Annotated in this window: 22 protein-coding genes and 1 tRNA gene; 11 read left to right on the forward strand and 12 right to left on the reverse strand. The window is 65.4% G+C overall.

Going from position 1 to position 22770, the window contains the following annotated elements; all coding sequences use genetic code 11:
- Nucleotides 1-32: 32 nt before the first annotated feature.
- The 3 genes from NED97_RS00250 to NED97_RS00260 form a co-directional block, all read right to left on the reverse strand.
- Entirely contained in the window at nucleotides 33-623 is a 591-nt protein-coding gene (locus NED97_RS00250) for an IMP cyclohydrolase (RefSeq protein ID WP_252488744.1), read from the reverse strand.
- A gap of 172 nt (nucleotides 624-795) precedes the next feature.
- Nucleotides 796-2805 carry an alkaline phosphatase PhoX gene (locus NED97_RS00255; protein ID WP_345781215.1) on the reverse strand — a complete coding sequence of 670 codons (2010 nt, stop codon included), beginning with the start codon at nucleotides 2803-2805 and terminating at the stop codon, nucleotides 796-798.
- A gap of 243 nt (nucleotides 2806-3048) precedes the next feature.
- Nucleotides 3049-3468 (reverse strand): hypothetical protein, encoded by a 420-nt coding sequence (locus tag NED97_RS00260; RefSeq protein WP_252488745.1) that lies wholly within the window; start codon nucleotides 3466-3468, stop codon nucleotides 3049-3051.
- A 306-nt stretch (nucleotides 3469-3774) separates the two neighbouring features.
- Between NED97_RS00260 and NED97_RS00265 the strand changes: the two genes are divergently transcribed.
- Nucleotides 3775-3847 (forward strand) — tRNA-Gln (locus NED97_RS00265).
- 126 nt (nucleotides 3848-3973) lie between these two features.
- A complete protein-coding gene (locus NED97_RS00270; protein ID WP_252488746.1) occupies nucleotides 3974-4651 on the forward strand; it encodes a rhodanese-like domain-containing protein in 678 nt (225 codons plus the stop codon).
- A 15-nt stretch (nucleotides 4652-4666) separates the two neighbouring features.
- On the opposite strand, the gene NED97_RS00275 is transcribed toward NED97_RS00270, so the two are convergent.
- Together NED97_RS00275 and NED97_RS00280 are read right to left on the reverse strand one after the other, a co-directional pair.
- Nucleotides 4667-6010, reverse strand: a complete 1344-nt coding sequence (locus NED97_RS00275; RefSeq protein ID WP_252488747.1) for an oxidoreductase — start codon at nucleotides 6008-6010, stop codon at nucleotides 4667-4669.
- Between the two features lie 57 nt (nucleotides 6011-6067).
- On the reverse strand, nucleotides 6068-7111 hold the full coding sequence (locus NED97_RS00280; RefSeq protein ID WP_252488748.1) for an NAD(P)-dependent alcohol dehydrogenase: 1044 nt from the start codon (nucleotides 7109-7111) through the stop codon (nucleotides 6068-6070).
- A 185-nt stretch (nucleotides 7112-7296) separates the two neighbouring features.
- On the opposite strand from NED97_RS00280, the gene NED97_RS00285 reads away from it, so the two are divergent.
- Nucleotides 7297-8361, forward strand: coding sequence for an amidohydrolase family protein (locus tag NED97_RS00285; RefSeq protein ID WP_252488749.1), 1065 nt, complete (start codon nucleotides 7297-7299; stop codon nucleotides 8359-8361).
- Nucleotides 8361-9131: an iron-sulfur cluster assembly protein gene (locus NED97_RS00290; protein ID WP_252488750.1), complete on the forward strand. Its 771-nt coding sequence runs from the start codon at nucleotides 8361-8363 to the stop codon at nucleotides 9129-9131. Before NED97_RS00285 ends, NED97_RS00290 begins: the two co-directional genes overlap by 1 nt.
- Nucleotide 9132: 1 nt before the next feature.
- On the opposite strand, the gene cgi121 is transcribed toward NED97_RS00290, so the two are convergent.
- The 4 genes from cgi121 to NED97_RS00310 all read right to left on the reverse strand — a co-directional run bounded on the left by cgi121 (nucleotide 9133) and on the right by NED97_RS00310 (nucleotide 13698).
- On the reverse strand, nucleotides 9133-9636 hold the full coding sequence (gene cgi121 / locus NED97_RS00295) for a KEOPS complex subunit Cgi121 (protein ID WP_252488751.1): 504 nt from the start codon (nucleotides 9634-9636) through the stop codon (nucleotides 9133-9135).
- Entirely contained in the window at nucleotides 9636-11984 is a 2349-nt protein-coding gene (locus tag NED97_RS00300; protein WP_252488752.1) for an ATP-dependent DNA helicase, read from the reverse strand. Before NED97_RS00300 ends, cgi121 begins: the two co-directional genes overlap by 1 nt.
- Nucleotides 11985-12082: 98 nt before the next feature.
- The gene (locus NED97_RS00305; RefSeq protein WP_252488753.1) at nucleotides 12083-12355 is read right to left on the reverse strand and encodes a hypothetical protein; all 273 of its coding nucleotides are present in this window, start codon (nucleotides 12353-12355) and stop codon (nucleotides 12083-12085) included.
- Nucleotides 12352-13698: a hemolysin family protein gene (locus tag NED97_RS00310; protein WP_252488754.1), complete on the reverse strand. Its 1347-nt coding sequence runs from the start codon at nucleotides 13696-13698 to the stop codon at nucleotides 12352-12354. Before NED97_RS00310 ends, NED97_RS00305 begins: the two co-directional genes overlap by 4 nt.
- 203 nt (nucleotides 13699-13901) lie before the next feature.
- Here NED97_RS00310 and NED97_RS00315 point away from each other — a divergent pair, with 203 nt between their 5' ends.
- The gene (locus NED97_RS00315; protein ID WP_252488755.1) at nucleotides 13902-14147 is read left to right on the forward strand and encodes a ferredoxin; all 246 of its coding nucleotides are present in this window, start codon (nucleotides 13902-13904) and stop codon (nucleotides 14145-14147) included.
- A 114-nt stretch (nucleotides 14148-14261) separates the two neighbouring features.
- On the opposite strand, the gene mdh is transcribed toward NED97_RS00315, so the two are convergent.
- Nucleotides 14262-15176: a malate dehydrogenase gene (mdh, locus tag NED97_RS00320; RefSeq protein ID WP_252488756.1), complete on the reverse strand. Its 915-nt coding sequence runs from the start codon at nucleotides 15174-15176 to the stop codon at nucleotides 14262-14264.
- A 497-nt stretch (nucleotides 15177-15673) separates the two neighbouring features.
- On the opposite strand from mdh, the gene NED97_RS00325 reads away from it, so the two are divergent.
- From NED97_RS00325 to NED97_RS00350, 6 genes are all read left to right on the forward strand, one after another.
- Entirely contained in the window at nucleotides 15674-16708 is a 1035-nt protein-coding gene (locus NED97_RS00325; protein ID WP_252488757.1) for a metal ABC transporter substrate-binding protein, read from the forward strand.
- Nucleotides 16709-16748: 40 nt separating this feature from the next.
- Nucleotides 16749-17492, forward strand: a complete 744-nt coding sequence (locus tag NED97_RS00330) for a metal ABC transporter ATP-binding protein (RefSeq protein WP_252488758.1) — start codon at nucleotides 16749-16751, stop codon at nucleotides 17490-17492.
- Nucleotides 17493-17542: 50 nt separating this feature from the next.
- Nucleotides 17543-18478 carry a metal ABC transporter permease gene (locus NED97_RS00335; protein ID WP_252490664.1) on the forward strand — a complete coding sequence of 312 codons (936 nt, stop codon included), beginning with the start codon at nucleotides 17543-17545 and terminating at the stop codon, nucleotides 18476-18478.
- Between the two features lie 135 nt (nucleotides 18479-18613).
- Entirely contained in the window at nucleotides 18614-19066 is a 453-nt protein-coding gene (locus NED97_RS00340; RefSeq protein ID WP_252488759.1) for a TIGR00725 family protein, read from the forward strand.
- Nucleotides 19067-19069: 3 nt separating this feature from the next.
- Nucleotides 19070-19495, forward strand: coding sequence for a GNAT family N-acetyltransferase (locus NED97_RS00345; protein WP_252488760.1), 426 nt, complete (start codon nucleotides 19070-19072; stop codon nucleotides 19493-19495).
- Between the two features lie 73 nt (nucleotides 19496-19568).
- Complete coding sequence (locus NED97_RS00350; protein WP_252488761.1) at nucleotides 19569-20294, forward strand: Sjogren's syndrome/scleroderma autoantigen 1 family protein; 726 nt, start codon at nucleotides 19569-19571, stop codon at nucleotides 20292-20294.
- An 80-nt stretch (nucleotides 20295-20374) separates the two neighbouring features.
- On the opposite strand, the gene NED97_RS00355 is transcribed toward NED97_RS00350, so the two are convergent.
- Together NED97_RS00355 and NED97_RS00360 are read right to left on the reverse strand one after the other, a co-directional pair.
- A complete protein-coding gene (locus tag NED97_RS00355) occupies nucleotides 20375-20791 on the reverse strand; it encodes a thiol-disulfide oxidoreductase DCC family protein (RefSeq protein WP_252488762.1) in 417 nt (138 codons plus the stop codon).
- Between the two features lie 212 nt (nucleotides 20792-21003).
- A complete protein-coding gene (locus tag NED97_RS00360) occupies nucleotides 21004-22593 on the reverse strand; it encodes an HTTM domain-containing protein (protein WP_252488763.1) in 1590 nt (529 codons plus the stop codon).
- Between the last annotated feature and the right edge of the window lie 177 nt (nucleotides 22594-22770).

Raw genomic sequence — 22770 nt, forward strand, 5'->3', positions numbered from 1 at the left:
GGCTTTGTAGTTCCGGCCGCTCGCCTCGCCGTTCAGTCGCCGTTCTCGATCGCCGTCTCGAAGCCGCCGTCGGTTCGGGCGACGCCGGCCGCACAGACCGAATGCTCGAACTCGAGGTCGTAGACCTCGCTCGCGGCCGCGGCGGCGGTGCCGGCGTCGAGGTCGATCGACACCGGCGCGTCCTTCTCGTAGGTCGCGACCAGCGTCGGCTCGTCGACGGCCTCGACGAGCAGGGCGTCCTTCCGCACCGTGCCGATCAGGGCTTCGCCGTCGCCCCCGATCGTCGCCGCGATGCGGGGCGTGTCGTAGTCGTCCTTCTCGTAGTCCAGCGCGAGCAGGCTCTCCGCGAGGGCGTCTCGAGCGGGGTAGCCCAGCTCGAGTTTCTCCGCGATCGGATCGACGTGCGAGCCGTTGCCGAAGGCGGCGGTCTCGCCCGTCGGCGTCTCGACGACGCGCAGGCAGTTGTAGGAGACGTACGGGTTGTCGGTCTCGGGAGCGTCCTCGGTGGGGCCGACGGTGAGCGCCTCGTCTCGAGCGGTGATCTCGCGGTTCGGGAACGATCTCGAGGAGACGCGGTAGGCGCCGACCTCGGGGCCAACGACGACGAATCGTCCGACGTACATACCGGAGCGTGGGCGGGTCGCGGGAAAAGGGGTGTCGATTCGTCGCCACGCGCTCGCGCCCGTCGAGGTGGACGGGGCGCTCCCTCGTCGCGAAAAACGGAGAAACCGGAGTGGCGGGCGGTCGCGCGTCGCGACCGATGCGCCGATTACGGGCGCCGGAACGTCGTGCGGATCACTCCCTGTTGCAGTCGCGTCGCCCCTTCGGCCCCGCCGGTTCGTAGACCCACAGGTTGTCGTTCGGGTAACTCCGGCGGAGCGGGGAGTTGTCCTCGCAGAGCAGGACGCGCCGGTCCGGTAGCACCATCACGTTGTCGATGTTGATGATTGCGTCGTCGGCGACGCTGGCGGGGTCGGCGGCGTCGGCGCCGACGACGACCGGTTCGAGCCGGGAGACGTTGTAGTCCTCCTCGAGTTCGGCCCGGTAGACGACGCCGCCGTCGACGCGCTCCATCCGGAGGTCTCCCTCGTCGTCGGTCATCCCGTCGTTCAGCTCGGAGATGCCGATGTACAGGTAGTCGCCGGGCCGGGCATCGTCGATCGTGTCTGTCCCCTCGGCCTTGCGGAACTCGATGGTCGCGCCGATCTCCTTGGCCGCCGCGCGGGTCTCCAGGAAGGGGACTCGGCGGAGCTCCTCGTCGACGCCGTCCGGACCGTGTCGTTCGTACTGGTCGGCCCACTCGACGATCTCCTCGTCGGTGACGTAGTCGCGGTTGCCGTCCTCGGCGACGGCGCGGTCGGCTTCCTCGAGCGCGGTCTCGAGGTCGTCCTCCCAGTCCGTTTCGGCGTGGGTTTCGAGGTAGTCGACCTGCGTGACGTCGTCGTAGTCGGCGATCCAGGACTCGATCTCGGCGTTCGTCGCGGTCCCGAGTTCGAGCCACTCGACTCCGAGGTTGACCGCGGCGGGCGGGAGGCTCTTCGCGGCGCGCTTGTTGGTGACCTTGATCGCGTACAGCGTGCCTCGAACGTCCATCCGGTCGTCGTAGCTCGAGATCGGCTCCTCGGCGACGAACTTGTAGACGCCCTTGTTCGCCCCGTCGGAGGTGAGATACACCGTCCGCTCGTCGGGCATGACCTCGGGACACTCCCAGGCGGCCCGTCCCCAGTTGTAGTGTTTGACCGGCGTCGGCTCGTCGGCAGTCGGCTCGGTGATCTCGACGCAGTAGCCGGTCCGGTACGGGTTGGGGTAGCCGTCACCGAGCGGCTCGCGCGTGTTCTCGCCGTCCTCCTGGTCGACCGGGTCGGCGCCGAGGTGGTACGCCAGCATCTCCAGGCCGCTCAGCGCCCACGAGCCCTGGAGCGACCAGCTCTCCTCGCCGTACAGTTTGTCGACGGCGTCCTGGGCCTCGGACGGGTTCGGACGGTTGAAGAACGTGCGCGCACCCCGGAAGCCGACGCCGGATCCCGCCTCGAGAACGTCCGAGACAGTCGCCGGTCCGGAGACGCGCGTGTGGACGTAGTCCTCCTCGCCGGAGATCGGGTTCCCCCACGGCGCGAGGTCGCCGTAGCAGTTGATCCGGGTGCCGCCGATCGCGCGGAACGCCTCGGTGTTCTCGAGGTTCATCGCGTCGTCGAGGTCGGCCTCCCAGCCGTCCTCGTCGCGGTAGATCGGCGTCCGGACGATACTACCGGGGCTGGTCTCGACGTTCGTGAAGAGGTAGCCCTCGAGTCCCTCCTCGTCGGTCGGGACCAGGAAGTTCATGTCGGGGTTGCTGCCGAAGGCGCCGTACCGCGTGCCGGCGAACTCGGCGACCGGCGTCCCGTCCGGCGTCTCCGGGTGCCCCCACATCGAGGTCCCGTCCTCGATCGGGTCGCCGTTCTGGACGAAGACCTCGAACTCGCCGCCGGCGACGCGAACCTTCTGCTGTTCCTCGTTGGTGCGTGGCGTCTCCAGTTCCTCGAACTCGTCGTTCCGGCCGTTGTACTCGAACTGGTGTCCGGACAGCCAGCCGACTCCCGCCGTTCCCCACGGTTCGGAGTTGTCGGTGCTGGGGTGCTGGAGGCTGAACAGCATCTCGCCGTTCTCAAACACGAACGGGCCGGTGACCTCGGCGCCGAGGGCCGTGTGCGCCAGTCGATCGATCTGACCCTTGACCATGGGTGCGCCACCCGTGAGCGAGTCTTCCTCCGCGCTCGCGACTCCGACAAAACCGGAACCGACCGCCGTGGCGACTGACGTCTCCATCAGCGTACGCCTGGTAAATTCTACCATGCGAATAGAAAATCGCGAATCCTGCACATTAAATATTCTAATACTATTAATTAATATTTTATTTGATACTGTAATACTCCGGTCGGATCATTTCACTATATAGCGGTATTCTCCGTCTTTTTCGGGAGAAATTCCGCTCCGAATACATGTCTATCGGCTAGAAACAACGCCGCGATACCGGTCTCGCCGGCGCCCGAGGAAACGATGGGAATTCGATCACTCGATGCCCTCTTCGCGGGCCGCCCGCCGAACCTCGTCGGCGCGGGTGCGGACCCAGGAAACGTACGTGTCGATCTCCTCGTGAGTCGCGCCGAAAAACGAGGCGACCCAGTCCTTGGACGTCTCGGGTTGGGCGAGCATGTACGCGGCGATCACGTCCATCCCCGACTGGACGATGGCCGGCGGGATCCCGATCTCGCCGGTCCCGTCCTCGCGAAACCCGTTCGTGTCGAAGTAGACGTCGGCGTAGAGCGTCGCCTTGTCGGCCGTCTCGAACTCCAGGCCGGGATGTTTCGGCGCCTCGAACCGATACCGCGGCCCGTCGTCAGGTGATTCGACTTCGAGAATCCGGACGCCCTTGATATACTCCTCGTATACCGTCTCCTCGTTCGTCGCCGATTCTACCGATCGAGACATACGTTACTTTCCGATGAATTAGTACTTAAATCCACGCAATAGGTGAACGGGAGGCTGTGGACGGTAATAGAGGCCGTTGCATCCGTCGGTATTCGGAATCCGTCGGGTTCTTCGCCTCGGATTCGATCGAGACCAGTCGACTGCTGCGTGGTCACCTTCTTGCGGTGTACATACTTCTTATACGGCGCTTCGCCGCCATACACCGCTCGTCCGCTATGCGGGTTGATATCGCACGGAACACGACCGATCCCCACGACGCTCGGAAAACGACAACGTTTAGTTGTGGACCACCTTTCGTCCACGTAGAGTCCCATGGGGTAGCGGCCAATCCTGAAGCCTTCTGGGGGCTTCGACCCAGGTTCGAATCCTGGTGGGACTATTTCGTTATTTTCGACTCGAGTTATCTCCCAGCGCCGTCTCTCGGTTTCCAGTCGAAACGAAGGGGTAGCGAGACGACCTCGCGCGCCACCAGAAGTCATATCTCTCCCTCGTTGCTATGTCGCGTATGGACCGACGGACGTTTCTCGCTGTCGGCGGAACGACGGCGCTCGCCGGGGTGGCTGGCTGTCTCGGAGACGACGGGGAGTACGAGACGGAATCCTACGAGGGAACCGAGGTTCCGCTCGCGCCGATCGACGACGTCATCGAGTGGTACGAAGCCGACGACATCCGCGTCGTCGACACGCGCGGGCGGGACCAGTACGAGGAAGTCCGGATCGCGGGAGCCGTCTTCTCGCCCGCGCCGGACGGTACCGACGACGATCCGACCGTCGACTGGTCGGCCGACACGCGGATCGTCACCTACTGCGGCTGTCCTCACCACCTGTCGGTGATGCGCGGTGCGACGTTGATCGACGAGGGTTACGAGAACACCTTCGCCCTCGACGAGGGTCTCCAGGAGTGGTACGAACGCGAGTACCCGATGGAGGGATCCGGGATCCAAGTCGAACGCCAGTCCTACGAGATCCGCGGGATGAGCGATCCCGACCACGCAGGCGAGATGGTCACGCTAGCGCAGGTCAACGCCGACCGCACCGAAGCCGCGCCGATCGCCGACGACGGCTCGTACGCGCTCACCCTCCACTACGCCGGCTCGACCGACTCCCGGTTTGAACTCGAGGCGCCGGATTACACGCACGAGGCGACGCTCGCGGAACTGACGAGCGACGTCGTCACGGCCTGACTGCTACGGCTCCGGTCAGTCATAGGCACCCGCCCGCTCGAGTTCGCCGCGCTTCCGGAGCACCGCCGGCGTCCGACAGATCCCCGGCGCGCCGGTCACCTGCGGCACGGTGCAGTTGTTACAGCTCTCGCAGAGCGCGCGAACCCTTGCGTCCGGCCGCTCGTCTCCGCGGCCGGTCTCGAGCAACCGCGCCCCGAGTCGCGGCTCGGCGTAGAACGGCCGCGCCATGCCGACCGCGTCGCAAGCGGCGGACTCCGCCCCGCTCCCTAGGAGTCGATCCATCTCCTCGCGTTCGCGAATCCCGCCCTCGGCGAGGACGGGGACCGACACCCGCTCGCGAACGCGGCGACAGAACTCCTCGTTCCAGGCCGGCTCGAAGTCGTACTGCAGCGACTGGACGCGATTGGCCAGGGAAACGAGTCGCTTTCGCGTCGTCCCGCCGAAGGCCGCGTCGTACCCCTCCTGGAGGACCTCGTTCTCCCACGCCCGATCCGGGTACTCGCCGCGGGTGATACTCATGTCCCAGACCACCGACGTCTGAACGGGAACGACCGCGTCGTAGCCGATTCTTTCGAGCCGTCGGGCGATTTCGACGCCGTCGCCGAGCGACAGCTTTCGCCGGACGAGCGGCGCCGGCGGGGCGGGCGTCTCCGCGGGCACCTTCGTGATCACGGGGAGGCCGCCGGCCCGGTCGTGGATCTCGTCGTGAACGACCGCGAGAAAGCGGAGGCGCGCCTCGGGAGACCCCCCGAATTCGTCGTCGCGCCGGTTGTAGAACGGCGACAGGAACTGCTGAACGATTCCCATGTTCGCACCCGCGAGGTGGATGCCGTCGTATCCTGCTTCGGCGGCGTAACCCGCCGCGCGACCGAAGTCGGCCGCGAGTTCGTACACCTCCTCGGCCGTGAGGACGCGGGGGTCGTACGAGAGGAAGCCCGCTCGATCGAGCAACTGCAACTGCCAGGGCGGCTCCGAGACCGCGAGCTGCTCGAGTCCTGAATTCTCGCGTCGGTACTCGGCGTGCCAGGTCTCCATGCTCCGCAGCCCGCCGTGCTCGAGTTGCAGGAAGATCCGCCCGCCGTGGTCGTGGATCCGCCCGGTGAGTTCCGAGAGCCGCGAGACGAAGCCGGGGTCGTGGACGCGAGTCATCCCCGGCGCCGCACAACCGCCCTCGCCGCGGACGATGGTCGCACCCTGACAGACGAGACCGACGCCCGACGCGGCGGCCGGTTCGAGATCCTGGATCAGCGTCTCGACGGCGTCGGGCCCGTTGCCGGCGCACTCGAGCAGCGGCGCGCGGTAGAGCCGGTTCGGGATCTCGACGCCGCCGATCTCGAGCGGATCCTCCAGGGTAGCCATGCGCGATAGGTTCGGGCGGCCGATACAAGAGCGTACGGCCGATCCTCGATTCCCGCCTCAGGGAGGTGTGATGACCGCTCTGCCCTCGATCTCGCGGTGCTCGAGTCGCTCGGCGACCGTGTTGATATCGTCGAGGTCGTAGCGTTCGGTTCGTAACTCTACGTCGCCGCGGTCGACGAGCGCGACGAGTTCCTGTAACTCGGCGTACTTGCCGACCAGCGTTCCTCTGAAGGCGAACTCTCCGTTGACCAGCGCCTGGGAGGGTTCGTGGACGTGGCCGCCGTAGCCGATCACGTGGTGGTCGCCACCCGCGGCAACCATTTCGGGTGCAGTGCCGGTCGTCTCGTCTGCCCCCACGAAGTCGAGGACCTGCTGGGCGCCCTCGTCGTCGGTCAGATCCGTGACGGCGCTCGCGAGGTCCTCGTCGGCCGAGTTGATCGTGCGGCGGGCGCCGAGGTCCTCGGCCAACTCGAGAGCTTCGTCCTTGATGTCGGCGGCGACGATGTCGGCGGCGCTCATCGCGTCGAGACACTGCAGTCCGATGTGGCCGAGTCCGCCGACGCCGATGACGACGCAGGTGTCGCCGGGATTCAGCTCGCGGACGGCCTTTTTTGCGGCGTGGTAGGCCGTGATTCCAGCGTCGGCGTGAGGGGCGATCTCCGTCGGATCGGCTCCCTCGGGAAGCGGGATGACCGCACGCTCGTTGGTCTGGAGGTACTCGGCGAAGCCGCCGTCGGTGGTGAGTCCGTTGAACGCGCTGTTCTCGCAGTACATGTCCTCGCCGAGCCGGCAGGGTCGGCAAGTGCCGCAGGTCTGGACGGGGTGGCAGATCACCGGGTCGCCCTCCTCGACCAGCGTCACTTCGTCGCCGGTCTCCGCGACGATGCCTGCGTTCTCGTGGCCCAGCGTCATCGGCAGGTCCTGTGGCGCGTACTCCTCCCACATTCCCTCGATGATGTGGTTGTCCGTCTGGCACCAGCCGGCGCCCTCGACTTCGACCAGGACCTGATCCGAGCGTTCGAGGTCCGGCCGATCGACGTCGTCGATCTCGAGGGCGTCGCTCATCTCGTCCGTATACTCGTGGAGGCGGGCTGCTTGCATGGTAACACACCACAGTTCTCCGTACTCACAGAAAACATTCGCCCAAACTGCCGCCGGACGTAAAATTCAGCCTTCAGGGTAGGTGCTCCCTCCCTGAACGTGCGGAACCCAGACGTATTCGTTCGGGTAATTCTGCTTCCGCTTAAAAAGAAATAATGGCCATTGTTACCTATTCTCATAATGCGATGTACCAGCAAGACGACGAATCGGTCTTCGTCATCGACGCGCACGTCCACCTGTGGGACGCGACCGAGGAGAACATCAAACACGATGGAGGGGAAGAGTTCATCCAGTGTTTCTACGACTACCACACGACGTTCACGCCGGAGGACCTCCAGTGGGGAATGGACGAGTACCGGAAGTACGGCACCGAGCGGATGGTCGAGGATCTGTTCGAGAACGCCGCCGCGGACATGGCGATTTTCCAGCCCACGTACCTCACGGACTTCTACGAGGACGGGTTCAACACGACTCACCAGAACGCCGAACTCGCGACCGAGTATCCCGAGCGGTTCGTCCTCAACGGCTCGTTCGACCCCCGGGACGGCGAGGAAGGAATCGAGCACCTCGAGGAACTGCACGAGACGTACGACATCCAGGGTGTGAAACTCTACACGGCCGAGTGGCGCGGCGAGTCGAAGGGGTGGCGCCTCGACGCCGAGGAGTCCTTCGAGTTCTTGGAGCGGTGCGAGGAGCTCGGCGTCGAGAACATCCACGTCCACAAGGGGCCGACGATCCGGCCGCTGAACCGCGACGCCTTCGACGTGAAGGACGTCGACGACGCGGCCTCTTCGTTCTCCGGGCTCAACTTCATCGTCGAACACGTCGGGCTTCCCCGATTGGACGACTTCTGCTGGATCGCCGGCCAGGAGCCGAACGTTTACGGCGGGCTCGCGGTCGCCGCGCCGTTCGCCCAGAACCGGCCCGGCAAGTTCTCGGAGATCATGTCGGAACTGCTCTGGTGGCTCGGCGAGGACCGTCTACTGTTCGGCTCGGACTACGCGCTCTGGAATCCCGACTGGCTCGTCGAGGAAGTCGTGGAAGCGGAACTGACCCAGGAACACCGCGCGGAGTACGGCGTCGAGTGGGATCTCGAGACGAAGAAGAAGGTGATGGGGGAGAACGCGGCTAAGCTGTACGACATCGACATCGAGGAGAAGAAAGCTCAGTTCCGCGAGGACGAGATCAGCCGGGAGTTCGGCCTCGAGGATCACTACGCGAGCGAGGAGCCCGCGGCTGCGGACGACTGATGACCGAACGCACTCCCGACGGCCCTTCCCGCGAGGCCGTCCGCGACCGCCTGGATCGCGTCACCGATCCGGAACTCGACCGCTCGATCGTCGAACTCGAGTACGTCGACGCGATCGAGATCGACGGCGGCCGCGTTACCGTTCACGTCACGCTGCCGACGGCGTGGTGTTCCCCGGCGTTCGCCTGGATGATGGCGGCCGACGCGCGCGAGGAGGTCGAGGGGCTCTCCGGCGTCGCCGAGGGACGCGTCTATCTCCGCGAGCACATGCACGAAGTCGAGATCAACCGTGGGATGAACGCGGGGCTGCCCTTCGAGGACGCGTTTCCCGACGCCGACGACGCCGTCGACGCGGTGCGGGCGGAACTCGACCGGAAGGCCAGAACCGCCCGTCAGTACGACGCCGTCGAGACTCTTCTCGAGGCGGGGCTCGATCCCGCGACGATCGTCTCGCTCCGTCCGCGAGATCTCGAGCGCACCGACCGGGACGACCGCGCGACGATCTACCTCGCGGATCGAGCGGTCGCCGTCTCCGTCCCGGCGGAGCCGATCGACGACTACCTCGAGAAGGCCCGCGAAACGGGACTCGTCGAGACGTCGGCTGACCCGCTGTTCCTGACGCCCGAGGGCGAGCCGATCGACTCCTCGGAGTTCGAGCTGGTCCACCGTCGGGGACGGCTGGCGAAGGTCAACATGTCGAGCCAGGGCGGCATCTGCGACGGGTTGCGGGAGTCGAGGGAGCGACGGCTCGGCGACGCGGCGTCCGGCTGAGTCACTTCTCGACCTCGAGCAACGCCACCCGTTCGCGGACGAGCGCTCCGAGCCCCGCGTCGGTCGCCTCGCGTTCGGCGTCGGTGATCTCGAAGAACGACTCGAGGGTCCCCTCGTCGGGCTCCTCGAGCGTCGGTTCCGCGCCGGCGAACGCCTCGAGGCCCCGAACGTCCTCGAGCGCCGTCGCCTCGTTACCCTCGCTGCCGTCGACCAGCACCACCGCGCGGTTCTCGCCCTCGCCGACGCCCATCTCGAGCGCGCGGTCGATCTGCCGGCGGCCGGCGGCGTACAGCAGGATCTCGACGGCTCGATCGCGAGCGACGTTCTCGCCGCGGTCGATGGCCCGGTCGGCCAGGTCCGCGGCGCGCTCGAGGTGACGCCGGTCGGCGATATAGCGCGCGTCGAACGCCTGTATCGTCGTCTCGTGACGGTTACCGATCTCGCCAAGGTCGGCGACGAACGCGTCGAGGTCGTCGATCGAGAGCCGGCACTCGAGTAGCTCCATCAGAAGTCACCCAGGCTGGACTGGCTCTCGTCCTCGTCGGTCGCCGCCGTCGCGCCGTCGGTGGATCCGTCGCTCGAGCCCGTCGCCGTCGCGTCGGCCGCCGACTCGACCGCCTCGACGCCGTCCATCGACGGATCCTCCCGACCGACGTTCTCGAGGATGTTCTCGGCCGTCTTCTTCCCCTTGAGCGCGCCGAGTACGACGCCCTTGTCGGCGGATCTGAGATCGGCGGGCTCCTCGATGCCGACCTCGTACAGCTGTCGGGCGCGCTTGCGGCCCACGCCGCGGACCGAGACGAGCTCGAGTAATTCCTCGCTCACGCCGTGCTCGACGCGGGCGCGGGCCTCGCGGACGGCGACGGCCCACTCGCTGTCGATCTCGGTCGCGAGCGACTCGGCCGCCCCCAGTAGCCACTCGGCGGTGTCGACCTTTCCGCGGAGGTCGCCCGGACCGATCTTGTAACGCTCCGTAATCGCCTCCTCGTCGTCTTCCTCGGCCCAGTCCTCGAGTAACTTGCCGGTCTTCAGCGCGGCGAGCCAGTCCTCGAACCGGTCCTCTTCGAACTCGCTGGGCGCGTCGCCGAGCAGTTCGGCCTCGCGTTCGTAGTAAAGTTCGCCGAATTTCTCGTCTTCGCCCGAACGGAGGTAGAGTTCGTACATGTCCGGCGTTCGAGAGACGAGCTGGTAGAGTCCGACCGCGGTCGGCCGCTCGTCGGCGTCCTCGAGCCCGTGGACGATCTCGGCGGCGCTCATCGGATCGAGGTAGAGCCGCGAGACGGTGTGACCGAGGCTGGTGGCCTCGAGTCGCTCCTCGCGGCCGCCGCTCGCGTCGTCGGCGAGGTCGGCGGCGGAGGTGAACGCGCCGGCGTCGTCGGTTCCGTCGTCGCGCTCTCGCACGATGAAGTCGTTGCGCTCGAGGTAGTCGAGCACGTCGTCCGTCACGGTCTCGAGTCGCCGGGCCTCGGTCGACTGACTCGCGTACAGCGTCGCCTCGAGGAATTCGAGCAGTCCCTCTCGCGTGCGGGCGAAGCCGGAGGCGATAGTGGCGAGCACGTGGGTCCGCAGGGCGGGTTCGGCGGCGAGTTTCGAGCGGACGGCCTCGGGGTCGGCCCAGACGTAGCGGTCGAACAGCTCCTGGCTCTCGTCGTGGCTCTTGGCGAGCAGGACCGCCTCGCCGTAGGGGTCGAGCCCCGGTCGGCCGGCACGGCCCATCATCTGGTGGACCTCGAGGACGTCGAGCGGCGCCATCCCGCCGGCACTCGGGTCGAACCGCCGCCAGTCGCGGACGATCACGCGCCGGGCGGGGGTGTTCACTCCTGCGGCGAGCGTCGGCGTCGCCGAGATCACCTTCAGCAGGCGCTCGCGGAAGGCGTCCTCGACGATCGACCGCTGGGTGCTCGAGAGCCCCGCGTGGTGAAACGCAGATCCCCGTTCGACGCAGTCGGCGAGATCCCGGCTGGTCTCCGTGTCGCTGTCCTCGCGGATTTCCTCGGCTAGTTCGGACAGGTCGGCGCGCTCGCCGTCGGTCAGTTCGCGGCTCGTCACCTGGCCCAGCCTGCGAGCGGCGGCCTCGGCGTTCCGCCGGGAGTTGACGAACACGAGCGACGAACCGCCCTCCCGGACGATGTCGCGGACGAGCGCGGCCTCCTGCTTCTCGCTTCCCTCGACTGGCACCTCGCGCGTCGAGCCGTCGTCGAAGTTCAGCGCGTTGCCGTAGTGGACGCCCATCCGGAGGTCGATCGGGCGCCAGTCCGTGTCGACGAGCGAGGCGTCGAGCCAGTCGGCAATCTCGTCGGCGTTGCCGACGGTCGCCGAGAGCGCCACGGTCTGGAGCTGGGGATTCAGCTTCCGGAGTTTGGCGAGGGTTACCTCGAGCGTCGGTCCGCGGTTCCGGTCGTCGATGAGGTGGACCTCGTCGCTGACGACGCAGGTGAGCTCGGAGAGCCAGTCGGCGCCGTTGCGGACGAGCGAGTCGACCTTCTCGCTGGTGGCGACGACGATGTCCGTCGTCGCGAGCCAGTCGCTCGTCGACTCGTAGTTGCCCGTCGTCACGCCGACGTCGACGCCGAACTCCTCGTAGGCCTCGAACTCGGCCTTCTTCTCGCTGGCGAGCGCCCGCAGCGGGACGATGTAGAGCGCCTTTCCGCCTCGTTCGATCGCCGACAGCATCGAGAGCGCGGCGATCATCGTCTTCCCGCTGGCGGTCGGAACGGCGGCGACGAGGTTCTCGCCCTCGGTCGCGCCGGCCTCGACGGCCTTCGCCTGGGGCGGGTAGAGCTCCTCGATCCCCTCGCTCCGGAAGTGCTCGAGCGCGCCGGGCGGGAGCCCCGATAGCTCCTCGATATTCATTACCCGCTGTTGGCGCGTGCCTCGGTTTAAACTGTCGTCTCCGTCGCTCCTCGTCGACTTCCCCTATCCCGCTCTTTCGCCCTCGTACGCTCCCCCGCCTACCCGACGTAACCGAGCGCCTGCAGTCGCTCCTCGACGGCGGACCCGTCGGCTTCGTGCTCGAGAGCCGGCTCGTACGTCTCCCGATCCGTCGCGGACGTGGTCTCCCACGGAACCGTCCGAACCGCGGGGTGGAGACAGCCGACCGGGTGATCGTAGATCCCCCACTCGCCGACGTGACGGTCTATCGACTCGCGAGCTACTGGTTCGTGATCGCAGTCGGCGGCGCCGGGGCGCTCCGGGTGATCAAACGCGTCTGTCCGCCGTTTCACTCCTCCGAACTGACCTCGTCCGACTCCCGGAGGACGACGGTCGAAATCCGCATTCCCTCTACCTCCGTCACCTCGAGGGTGTAGCCTCCGACCGTCACCCGATCGTCCGTCTCCGGCGGCCGTCCGAGCCGGTCGAGAACCAGGCCGCCGACCGTCTCGACGGCCTCGTGTTCGAACTTGGTCTCGAGCGCATCGTTGACCGACGAGAGCGTGACGCCGCCGTCGATGACGATACCGTCCTCGAGTTGGTCGCGGTCGATCGAGGGTTCTCGCGCGGGGACGTCGAACTCGTCGCGGATGTCGCCGACGACGACCTCGACGACGTCCTCGACGGCGACGATACCCTCGAAAACTCCCCACTCGTCGATCACGGCCGCCATCTGGACCCGCTCGTCCTGTAGCTTCGAGAGGAGGTCGGCGACGGTCGTCGTTTCCGGGACCACCGGGAGATCGCGGGCGAGTTCGCCGGCGGTGACGGTCGCGGCGGTCTCGTCGTCGGGAAGCGTCTCGCCCGCCCGGATGACGTCCTTGGCGTCAACGAGACCGATCACCTCGTCGGGATCGTCGGGGTCCGTGACGGGGTAGCGGGTGTGTCCTTCCTCGACGATGACGCGTCGTAGCGCCGCCAGCGGAAGATCGGCGGGGACGCTTCGAACGTCGGGACGCGGGACCATCACCTCGCTGGCCGTAACGTCGTCGAGTGTGAACACGCTCTCGACCATCCGAACCTCCTCGGCAGCGACGTTCCCCTCCTCGCCGGCCCTCGAGAGGGCCATCCGAAGTTCTTCTTCGGTGAGCGTCTCGTCCGTTTCGGAGGCCGGCGGAATCCCGAGCAGTCGGGTGAAGGCGTTCGCCGTCCCGTTGAACACGATGATCCCGGGAACGAACAGGTAGTAGCAGAACTTCATCGGCGTGGAGACGAACAGCGCGATTCGCTCGGCCTGCGCGATGGCGATCGTCTTCGGCGCGAGTTCGCCGAACACCACGTGGAGGAACGTGATGGTGCTGAAGCCCACGGCGAACGCGACGAGGTGAACCAGTCCCTCGGGAAGGAACTGGCCGGCGACCGGTTCGATGAGCGCCGCAACCGCCGGTTCACCGATCCAGCCGAGGCCCAGCGAGGCGATGGTGATTCCCAGTTGGGTCACGGCGAGGTAGTCGTCCAGGTTGTCCATCGCCTCCTGAAGCGTCTCCGCGCCTCGCCGTCCCTCCGCGACGAGCGATTCGACGGCCGTCGCCCGCACGCGGACGTAGGCGAATTCGGCGGCGACGAAGAAGCCGTTCAGCGCGACGAGCACCAGCGCAGCGGCGATTCGGGCCGTGGAAAAGACGAGATCTACCATCGCCACTCCAGCGGCCGCGACTCGCTGCGTGCGGTTCGCGGTGACGGGTTCAAACGGCCGATCATGGGTACACAACCACCGGGCGGCATTAAACGATACTGGCAGCAACAGCCAGCGTGGCTCGAACGGGACGGGGCCGAAACCGGCGGCGCGTTCGAGACGTGACCGCTAACGATTTACGACGATCGATCCAACCCTCGCCCATGAAGGTCGAATTCGACGAGGACACCTGTATCGGGATGTACCAGTGCGTCGCCGAGTGGGACGCCTTCGAGGCAGACAAGTCGGCGGGAAAGGCGATCCTCGAGGGCAGCGAGGAGGCCGAGGACGGTATCTTCGTCCGTGAGGTCCCCGAGGACGCTGAACTCGACGCCAAGTTCGCCGCCCGGACCTGCCCGGTCGACGCGATCACGATCTACGACGACGGCGGCGAACAGCTGATTCCCTGATTCGCGGCCCCCGGCCGTTCGGCAGCTACGATATCCGCCCTCGCCGACGCGGTCGCCGCCGGAAATCAACTCGGTATCCGGCGGGCGCAAAAAAGCGGTCAACTCGCCGGTTGATTACGCGATCTCGTCGTACTGCTCCGAGAGCTTCTCGGCGGCCTCGCCGAGCTGGTTGCGCTCGAACTCGGTGAGATCCCACTCGACGATCTCCTCGACGCCGTTGGCGCCGAGCTTGACGGGAACGCCGAAGGCGGTGTCCTCGTGGCCGTACTCGCCCTCGAGCTTGACGCTCGCGGGGAGGACCTCGCCCGTGTCGCGGAGGATAGCCTCGACCATGTGGCCGACGCCGGTCGCCGGGCCCCACTCCGTGGCGCCCTTCTTCTCGATGACGTTCATCGCCGAGGTCTGGAGTTCCTCGAGCAGTTCGTCTTTCTCGTCGTCGGTGAACTCGAGGTCCTGACCGTTGACGCGGACCTTCGAGAAGGCCGGGACCTGCGCGTCGCCGTGCTCGCCGAGGATCGTCGCGTCGACGTTCTGGACGGGCGCGTCGAAGCGCCGGGAGATCACGTAGCGAAAGCGAGCGGAGTCGAGTCGGCCGCCGAAGCCGACTACCTTCTCGCGTGCGCGCTCGCCCGATTCGTAGAGGTGGCGGTTCAGCAGGTCGACCGGGTTCGAGGTCGTGACGGTGATGAAGTCGTCGTTGTGCTCGGCGATCGAGGAGCCGATGTCCTCCATGATCGGCGCGTTGTCGCCCGCGAGATCGATCCGGGTCTGGCCGGGCTGGCGCGGGATACCGGCGGTGATGACGACGACGTCCGAGCCGGCGGTGTCCTCGTAGTCACCCTGCCGAATCGTGGTGTTCGAGTCGTAGGCTGCGCCGTGATTGGCGTCGGCAGCCTGCCCGATCGTGTCGTCTTCCTTGTCCGGAATGTCGACGAAGACGAGTTCGTCTGCAACGTCCCGAAGTGCGATGTTGTAGCCTGCGGCGGCCCCGACCGTTCCGGCCGCGCCGACCACGCTAACTTTCGTCATACCACGTAAACCTGGACCTGCCCTCGCGTTAAATCCGTCGGATTCCCCACGATCGCTGGAGAATGACGATAGATGATACGTCGATCGTCGAACTTCTATCGCTCGCGAGCGGTCGCCGAACTCGGACGGCTCATTAGGCTCGTCAAATAAAGAAGTTGTAGTACTCTAACTCTAGCCGTACAGTACCCTCTATTCAACGGTGGGGTGCTAATTACGCACGGTGGAAACGCGTTGGCACGCGCATAAGCGCTGAGTGCCGGCGAAATTGGCCGACCAAAACTCTACCAGACTGGAGGAGTGTCGATCACTACCGTCAGAATTGCCTCGTTCGAGCCGATGACCGTCCGACAGTAACCATCAACGTGATAACTCCGTTATCGGACGAGACGAATCACTCCGTCACCAATAACGAGTCGGACTCGGAATGGAATTAGACTAGTCAAAATATATCTTTTGGACCGTAAACTTTATTAGTTGGGGATGGGGACAAACAGCTGATGAACGACGGCCCGAACCCTGGTGAATCGGAGCTGCATAGAATAACGCGTCGAACTGCCCTCGCCGGTGCTGGAGCTCTCGTTACCGGGCTAGCTGGATGTGCCGGCGACGCTTCGAACGAATCGACCGGGGAACGGAGCGTTGCCGTTGCGTCGTTCTTCACGTTCTACGATTTTGCGCGAAAAGTCGCTGACGGAACGCCCCTCTCGGTCGATAACCTCGTACCGACCGGCCTTCACGGGCACGGGTGGGAACCGGATCCGTCGATCACGCGAGATATCGTCGACGCGGATGCGTTTCTTCACGTCGGCGCCGATTTTCAACCGTGGGCCGATCGCGCTATTCGGACCGTCCAGGACGACGGTGCTGACACCCGCCTGATCAATGTTCGAGAGGGAATCGAGTTGATCGACCTCGCGGATACTCTCGAGGAGGAAGAACAGGTGGGCGACGGAAAGGACCCTCACTTCTGGTTAGATCCCGGGCCAGCGAAACGCTCCGTCGACAACATCGCAAGCGGTCTCGCGGAAATCGCTCCCGACTACGAGAGCGAATTCGACGAAAACGCCGAGGACGTCAGGTCGAAACTCGACGAGATCGACGCCGAATGGGAAGCGATCTTCGACCGGGCGGAGCGTGACGTCGTTTTCCTGGCCGCTCACAACGCGTTCGAATACGTCGCACAGCGGTACGATGCGACCATTCAGCCGCTGGTGACGAACCTCGCTGCGGATGACGACGTTCGACCCGCGGACATGGAGCGTGCACAGGATACTATCGCGGACAACGACATCCGCTACATCGGCGCAGCAGTTTTCGAACCGCGTCGTCCAGCAGAACAACTGCTCGACCAGACGGCCGTCGAAGCGTACTATCCGGTGACGCCGTACGCCGGTACCACGGAAGCGTGGAACGATCGAGGCTGGGGATACTTCGAAATCGCCCGGAACGTCAACATGGAGACGTTCAAGATCGTTCTCGATGCGGCGGAACCGGACTCCGGCTTCGACGAGGAATGGCGAAACTTCGAGTGAGAGATCGAACAACCCCAACAACCTGAAAAACACCCTACCAATGACACTCATAGAAGTCGCGAACGTCTCGTTCGGGTACACAACCAGTCCCGTCGTGCGAGACGTCTCGTTTACTACCGAATCCGGCGAGTACGTCGGAGTTATCGGTCCCAACGGCTCCGGAAAGAGTACGCTTCTCCAGTTGATCCTGGGACTGCACAAACCTGACGAGGGCGACGTTCGACTGTTCGGCCGTCCGTCGCGGGACTTCGTCGATCGAGAGCGCGTCGGCTACGTCGCCCAGGACGTCACCGAAAACACCAAAGAAATGCCGATCACCGTCGCGGAAGTCGTTCTCATGGGGAGGTTCCCCCACGCGGGGTTCGGTCGTGTCACCGCCGAGGATCGAGAGCGAACCCGCGAAGCGCTTCGGACGGTGGGCATCGAACACCTCGCCGACAGGCGCGTTACGAAGCTCTCCGGCGGCCAGCGACAGCGCGCCTACATCGCACGAGCGCTCGCGGGTGAGGCCGACCTGCTCGTGCTCGACGAACCGACCGTCGGGGTAGACGCCGAATCGGTCGAGGCGTTTTTCGACCTTCTAGATGCCCTCAACACCGATGGCATGACGGTGCTACTCGTCGAACACGATATCGGAGCCGTCCTCGACCACACGGATCGCGTGATCTGTCTGAACGGAGAACTGTACTTCGACGGGCCGCCGGCCGAGTTCGTCGATACCGACGCGTTGGATCGAGCCTACGGAACCGATATCCGTCGAGAAGACGGGGTGACGCCATCGTGACGTTCGAACTCGCCTGGGCGATCGGGTTACTCAGCGCCCCTTACGACGCGATGGTCTGGCTGCTCGAGCGCTGGAGCGATCTCCTGTCGTCCATCGGCGGCCAGTTCGGTATCGGGATGCTCGAGTACGGATTCATGCACCGGGCGTTTCTGGTCGGTATCCTCATCGCGGTGATGGCTCCGCTGATCGGCACGTTCCTCGTTCACCGCCAACTGGCGCTCATCGGCGATGCGCTCGCGCACACCGCGTTCGCCGGCGTCGCGGTGGGATTGTTCGTCAACGCCGTCCTCGGAACGGGAATCTCGCCGTATCTCACAGCAGTCGTAGTCGCCATGACCGCCGCGCTGGCGATCGAGTTGATCTCCGAGGTGACCGACGCCTACAACGACGTCTCGATGGCGATCGTCCTTTCGACGGGGTTCGCCCTCGGTGCCGTGTTGATCAGCCTCAATGCCGGTGGTCTCGCGGTTGGCGTCAACCAGTACCTCTTCGGAAATCTCTCGACGGTCTCGAACCAGAACGCGATCATCCTCATCGGGCTGTTCGTCGTGATCGCGCTCGTCGTCGGCATCACGTACAAGCAACTGCTGTACGTGACGTTCGACGAGACGGCTGCACGCGTCGCCGGACTCAACGTCCGCTGGTACAATCGGATTACGGCGATGCTCACCGCGATGGTCGTCGTCGGCGCGATGCAGATTATGGGTGTGATCCTCGTCGCAGCGATGCTCGTCGTACCGGTCGCCGGTGCGGCCCAACTCTCCCGGAGCTTCCGTGAGGCGCTGCTTGCCTCTGTCGTCCTCGCGGAAATCGCCGTCCTCGCCGGGATTACGCTGTCGTACCAGTACGAGACCACTGCCGGCGGAACGATCGTACTCGTTGCGGTCGCCATCTACATCGTCGCTGTCCTGATCGGCAAAGTACAATCGCGTCGGGAACCGGTCACGGAAACCCAGTCGATCGCAGACGAACAGCCGGCGGATTGATCTCTGTGGTTCCTCTCGACGGCCGCACGGACGGGGCTCGGTCTCGCCGGACGTCTCCTCGCCCGCTCTCGAAGCGAGTAGGCCGAGAGCGACGCGACCGAATCCGTCTTTGCGCTCGGCGTCGCGGTCTCGAGTATGCGCGTCAGCGTTATCGGCGGCGGTGCGATCACGAGCGAGGCGGAATCGCGAGCGGAGGAGATCGGTCGGGAACTCGGTCGACGGGGACACGCGGTCGTCTGTGGCGGCCGCGGCGGCACGATGGAGGCGGTCTGTCGCGGCGCGAAAGCCGAGGGTGGGACGACGATCGGTATCCTCCCCGGCGAGCGGCGGACGGCGGCGAACGACTCCATCGACACTGCGATCGCGACCGGTCTCGGCCACGCAAGGAACGCGCTCGTCCCGATGAACGGCGACGCGGTCATCGCGCTGGCCGGCAGCCACGGTACGCTCTCGGAGATCGGTTTCGCCGGGATCTACGATCGACCGATCGTCGGCCTCGAGACCCACGACGTTCCCGGCGTCGAAGCCGTCGAGACGCCCGCGGCGGCCGTCGACGCCGTCGAGAACGCGCTCGAGGAGGAGCGCTGATCGATGACGACGCACGATGCGGATCCCTACGCGATTCGCGAGGAACTGCCCGATCCCGAGACGTTCGCCGCGCTCCGGGAGGCCGCCGACATGCCCCCGCGTTCGCCGGAGGGCGTCGAACGCGGGCTGCCGAACTCGATCTACGGCGCGATCGCGGTCCACGAACCGTCCGGCGAGGTCGTCGGCATGGGTCGGATCGTCGGCGACGGCGGGACCGTCTACCAGATTTCGGACATGGCGGTCCACCCGGACCACCAGCGGCGGGGGCTCGGAACGCGGATCATGAATTCCCTGGAGGCGTATCTCGAGGCGGAAGCCCCGCCGCGAGCGTACGTCAACCTCGTGGCCGACGTCGACGGCTTCTACGAGCGGTTCGGCTTCGAGGAGACGCGTCCGGCCTCGAAGGGGATGTATCGCCGCACCGAGTGAGCCGAATTTCGAGGCGTCGAGCGGCGCGGCGGTCTCCGCAGCTTTTTCGACTTTCCGGCGCGTCGAGACGAGTATGAGCGACTTCGACAAGGAAGCCGAGCGCGAGAAGCTTCGCGAGAAGTACGAGCGCGACGAGGCCGACCGGAAGGCCACCCAGCGGATGAGCGATCTCCTACTGAAGGGCGCCACGATGACCAACACCCACTGTGGCACCTGCGGCGACCCGCTCTTCCAGCAGGACGGGACGACGTTCTGTCCTAGCTGTCACGGGAACCCCGACGCCGTCCAGGGGACGGATCTCGAGGCCCGGGCGGCAGAGGAGTCGGCTACCCAGTCGGCGATCGAGCCCGACGATACCGATCGACCCCAGTCCGGAACGGCCACCGACGACGACTCGGCTACCGCCGAAGACGCCCCCGGTGCGTCTTCGGAGACGCCCCCGAAGCGGACGGGACAGACCGCCGAAACGGACCCCGCCGGCGACTCGAACGACCATCCCTCGTCACCGCCGTCTCGATCGACGCCGGATCGCGACGTCCGAACCCAGTCGTCCGGAACCGACCCGTCTCGAGGGAGTGAGACGAACCGAGCGCAGCACGACGAACATCACTCCGGATCGAGCGGCACGCCCCCAACGAACGCGTCACCGCCGAGCGGTCTCGACGACGCCCACGGCTCGCTGGTCGCCGCGCTCGAGAAGTTCGCGCGGGAGGCCGCCGAGACGGACGATCCGCGGTACGCGAAGGAGTGTCTGGAAGCCGCTCGCGAGGCGAGCGAGACCCTCGACGTGCTTCGGTAGTACCCACCCCAGCGTCGACCGCAGGGTCGAACCGATCCCCACCGCCTGGTTCGACCCTGCAGGGCAGGCTGAGGACGTCACTAGTCGAGGAACCGTTCCTGGACGTTTCCGGTCGGCATCATACACTTGTCTTTCTTTCCGAACACCCGATACCGGTTGGCGGCGACCAGATCGTACCCCCAGTCGCGCAGTCGTCGCGGGAGGAATCGCAGCGGGCGAGCGAGCGCGTAGATCCCGCCGAGGATGGCGGCGATCCTGACGACGGCCGAGGACTTGACGTACGCGTCGTCGCCCTCGATCAGGACGATCGAGTCGAGTTCGTCGTCCGCGAGACCGTACTCGGCGAGCAGCCGCCGGCCGACGTCGGACTGGAGCGACGCGAAGTGAAAGACGCCCTCCGTGTCTCGCGGGACGAGAAACTGGACGAAGCCAGCACAGAGGTTACAGACGCCGTCGAAGAGCACGATCGGCTCCTCGTCGGGGATCTCCTTGCTCATCGAACGGGTGACCGTTCGCGCCGATCGAAATTCAGCGTTCCGGTCACCGTTTCGAGGGCGGCTTCGTGTCCCGTCGCTCTCGGGCTACGCGGTCTCGTGGATGAGAGTAACGACTGCAACGATTTACACACCGATCGCACTGTCCGCGGTTCTCGCTTGCTTCGCTCGCTCCGAACCGCGCTCCCGTCGTGCGATCGGGTGTGCACCGACTTTCAGTGGCCACTATAGCTCCCCGGCGGCTGTATCTCGGTCGGCTCGTTGCCGTCACAGCCGTACTGGTAGACGAGTCCCGTCTGTCGCTCGCGGTCCGCCGGCGAGGCCGTCGTGTTCATTTCCACGTTCTCGGTCACTCGGTACATGTTCACGTGGGTGAGCTCCGAACCGCGTTCGTTCTCCCACGCAGTGCAGATGTACTCGGCTAACTTCTCGGGCGCGTCGTTGATACCGTGGTAGCCGCCGCGGCGAACGCTGTTCATGTAAAACCGCTCTCGGTACGTGCCGTACTGTTTCTGGAGTTCGTCGTACGGCCGATCGTAGGAGACTGCAGCCCGGCCGTTGTAGACGTCGATCACGTCACCGTCCGCGGTCTGTGCCGGAAAGACGTAGTAGCCGTCGGTCGTCCGCGGCGTCGGCGCGAAGACGCTCCAGTCGGGTTGGTCGATGCTGAACTGCTGGGCGGTCCCCTCGATCCGTTCCTCGACGACCGTCTCTTTGTCGACAACTCCGATCGGCGCGAACGAGAGGGTCGTGAACAGTGCCGTCGAGATGACGATGACGCCGATGCCCGCGCTGTAGGTCGCCTGTCTCGCGCGTCGTTGCCGCTCGCTATCGAACCGGACGTTCGGGACGGAGGCCGCGAACCGACCGAGTTCGGCTCGTCGGTCCGCAAACCGGCGGCGGTCGATCTCGAGGTACCGAGCGACCGCCCGCAGATCCTCCCAGAACTGCGCCTGGAGGAACAGGGTGAGGCCGGCGATCGCGACGTACGCGAACGCGCCGATTCGCACCGTGAAGATGAACGACGCGTGACCCGCCATGAAGATCGCGGCGAGTAGCATTCGTCGCCGACCGACCACGAAGAGCAGCGCCCACGAAGACAGGAGCATGATGAACCACAGCAGCCCACCGATCTGAAGCAGGGTCTGGAACTCGCGGAGGTACGGCGCGAGGAAGTACGTCGTGTCGCCCAGTCCCATGATCAACGGGGTCGCCTCCCCGGTGGTCCACAGGTCGTTCTGCGCCTTGTGGTAGCCGTTGACGGAGTACATGAACACCATCTGTCCCAGGATGAGTGCGGAGGCGATATTCGCGACACTCGTCCGCGGTTCCCGGTCGGCGTGGACGGCGTCGACCGACCACCGTTCGCCGAGCGGGAGGAAGATGGCCCAGAACAGCAGCAGTCGGAACAGCGTGTCGGCGTAGCTCAGGACCAGCGGATTGTGGTGGTCCAGCGAGACGACGAAGAGAAAGGAGAGGATCGTCGCGATCCGCGTCTTGTAGCCGACGATTAGCTGTATCGCGATCAGTCCCTGCAGGATGAACAACGCGGCGATGAGCAGCGGATCGGTCGTCAGGTGATAGAACGAGAACGCGCCGTCGGCACTCATCGACCTCGCGAGCGACTGTGGGACGACGCCGTCGTTCGTGTAGAAGTACGTGAAATTTCGACTCCGAAGCAACAGATCCGCGACGATCAGCAGGCCGACGAACACGCGGAACGCGGCCAGCGCTCGCGTATCGATCCGGAAGGAGTCGGCGAGACCTCGCCCGATCCGACTCTCGAACCCGGTGTCAGTCGCCATCTGTCTCCGGCGTTATGTGTCGTTGGCTCACGTCCGTCGCGTTCGAGAGTCGCGCGTCGTTGCGTCTGGTCTCGCGGTGTAAGTCCTCGCTCATCATGAGAGATCACAGATCGATGTACTCTCCGCTCTCTCCCTGACCGAATTAGCGAGCGCCACTCGCGTCTACTCGAATCGCCT

Source organism: Natronococcus sp. CG52 (assembly GCF_023913515.1).
Lineage (GTDB): Archaea > Halobacteriota > Halobacteria > Halobacteriales > Natrialbaceae > Natronococcus > Natronococcus zhouii.

Coding starts and splice junctions, on each gene's coding strand:
- NED97_RS00250 (WP_252488744.1), bottom strand. CDS start 623: ATGTACGTCGGACGATTCGTCGTCGTTGGCCCCGAGGTCGGCGCCTAC.
- NED97_RS00255 (WP_345781215.1), bottom strand. CDS start 2,805: ATGGAGACGTCAGTCGCCACGGCGGTCGGTTCCGGTTTTGTCGGAGTC.
- NED97_RS00260 (WP_252488745.1), bottom strand. CDS start 3,468: ATGTCTCGATCGGTAGAATCGGCGACGAACGAGGAGACGGTATACGAG.
- NED97_RS00270 (WP_252488746.1), top strand. CDS start 3,974: ATGGACCGACGGACGTTTCTCGCTGTCGGCGGAACGACGGCGCTCGCC.
- NED97_RS00275 (WP_252488747.1), bottom strand. CDS start 6,010: ATGGCTACCCTGGAGGATCCGCTCGAGATCGGCGGCGTCGAGATCCCG.
- NED97_RS00280 (WP_252488748.1), bottom strand. CDS start 7,111: ATGCAAGCAGCCCGCCTCCACGAGTATACGGACGAGATGAGCGACGCC.
- NED97_RS00285 (WP_252488749.1), top strand. CDS start 7,297: ATGTACCAGCAAGACGACGAATCGGTCTTCGTCATCGACGCGCACGTC.
- NED97_RS00290 (WP_252488750.1), top strand. CDS start 8,361: ATGACCGAACGCACTCCCGACGGCCCTTCCCGCGAGGCCGTCCGCGAC.
- cgi121 (WP_252488751.1), bottom strand. CDS start 9,636: ATGGAGCTACTCGAGTGCCGGCTCTCGATCGACGACCTCGACGCGTTC.
- NED97_RS00300 (WP_252488752.1), bottom strand. CDS start 11,984: ATGAATATCGAGGAGCTATCGGGGCTCCCGCCCGGCGCGCTCGAGCAC.
- NED97_RS00310 (WP_252488754.1), bottom strand. CDS start 13,698: ATGGTAGATCTCGTCTTTTCCACGGCCCGAATCGCCGCTGCGCTGGTG.
- NED97_RS00315 (WP_252488755.1), top strand. CDS start 13,902: ATGAAGGTCGAATTCGACGAGGACACCTGTATCGGGATGTACCAGTGC.
- mdh (WP_252488756.1), bottom strand. CDS start 15,176: ATGACGAAAGTTAGCGTGGTCGGCGCGGCCGGAACGGTCGGGGCCGCC.
- NED97_RS00325 (WP_252488757.1), top strand. CDS start 15,674: ATGAACGACGGCCCGAACCCTGGTGAATCGGAGCTGCATAGAATAACG.
- NED97_RS00330 (WP_252488758.1), top strand. CDS start 16,749: ATGACACTCATAGAAGTCGCGAACGTCTCGTTCGGGTACACAACCAGT.
- NED97_RS00335 (WP_252490664.1), top strand. CDS start 17,543: ATGGTCTGGCTGCTCGAGCGCTGGAGCGATCTCCTGTCGTCCATCGGC.
- NED97_RS00340 (WP_252488759.1), top strand. CDS start 18,614: ATGCGCGTCAGCGTTATCGGCGGCGGTGCGATCACGAGCGAGGCGGAA.
- NED97_RS00345 (WP_252488760.1), top strand. CDS start 19,070: ATGACGACGCACGATGCGGATCCCTACGCGATTCGCGAGGAACTGCCC.
- NED97_RS00350 (WP_252488761.1), top strand. CDS start 19,569: ATGAGCGACTTCGACAAGGAAGCCGAGCGCGAGAAGCTTCGCGAGAAG.
- NED97_RS00355 (WP_252488762.1), bottom strand. CDS start 20,791: ATGAGCAAGGAGATCCCCGACGAGGAGCCGATCGTGCTCTTCGACGGC.
- NED97_RS00360 (WP_252488763.1), bottom strand. CDS start 22,593: ATGGCGACTGACACCGGGTTCGAGAGTCGGATCGGGCGAGGTCTCGCC.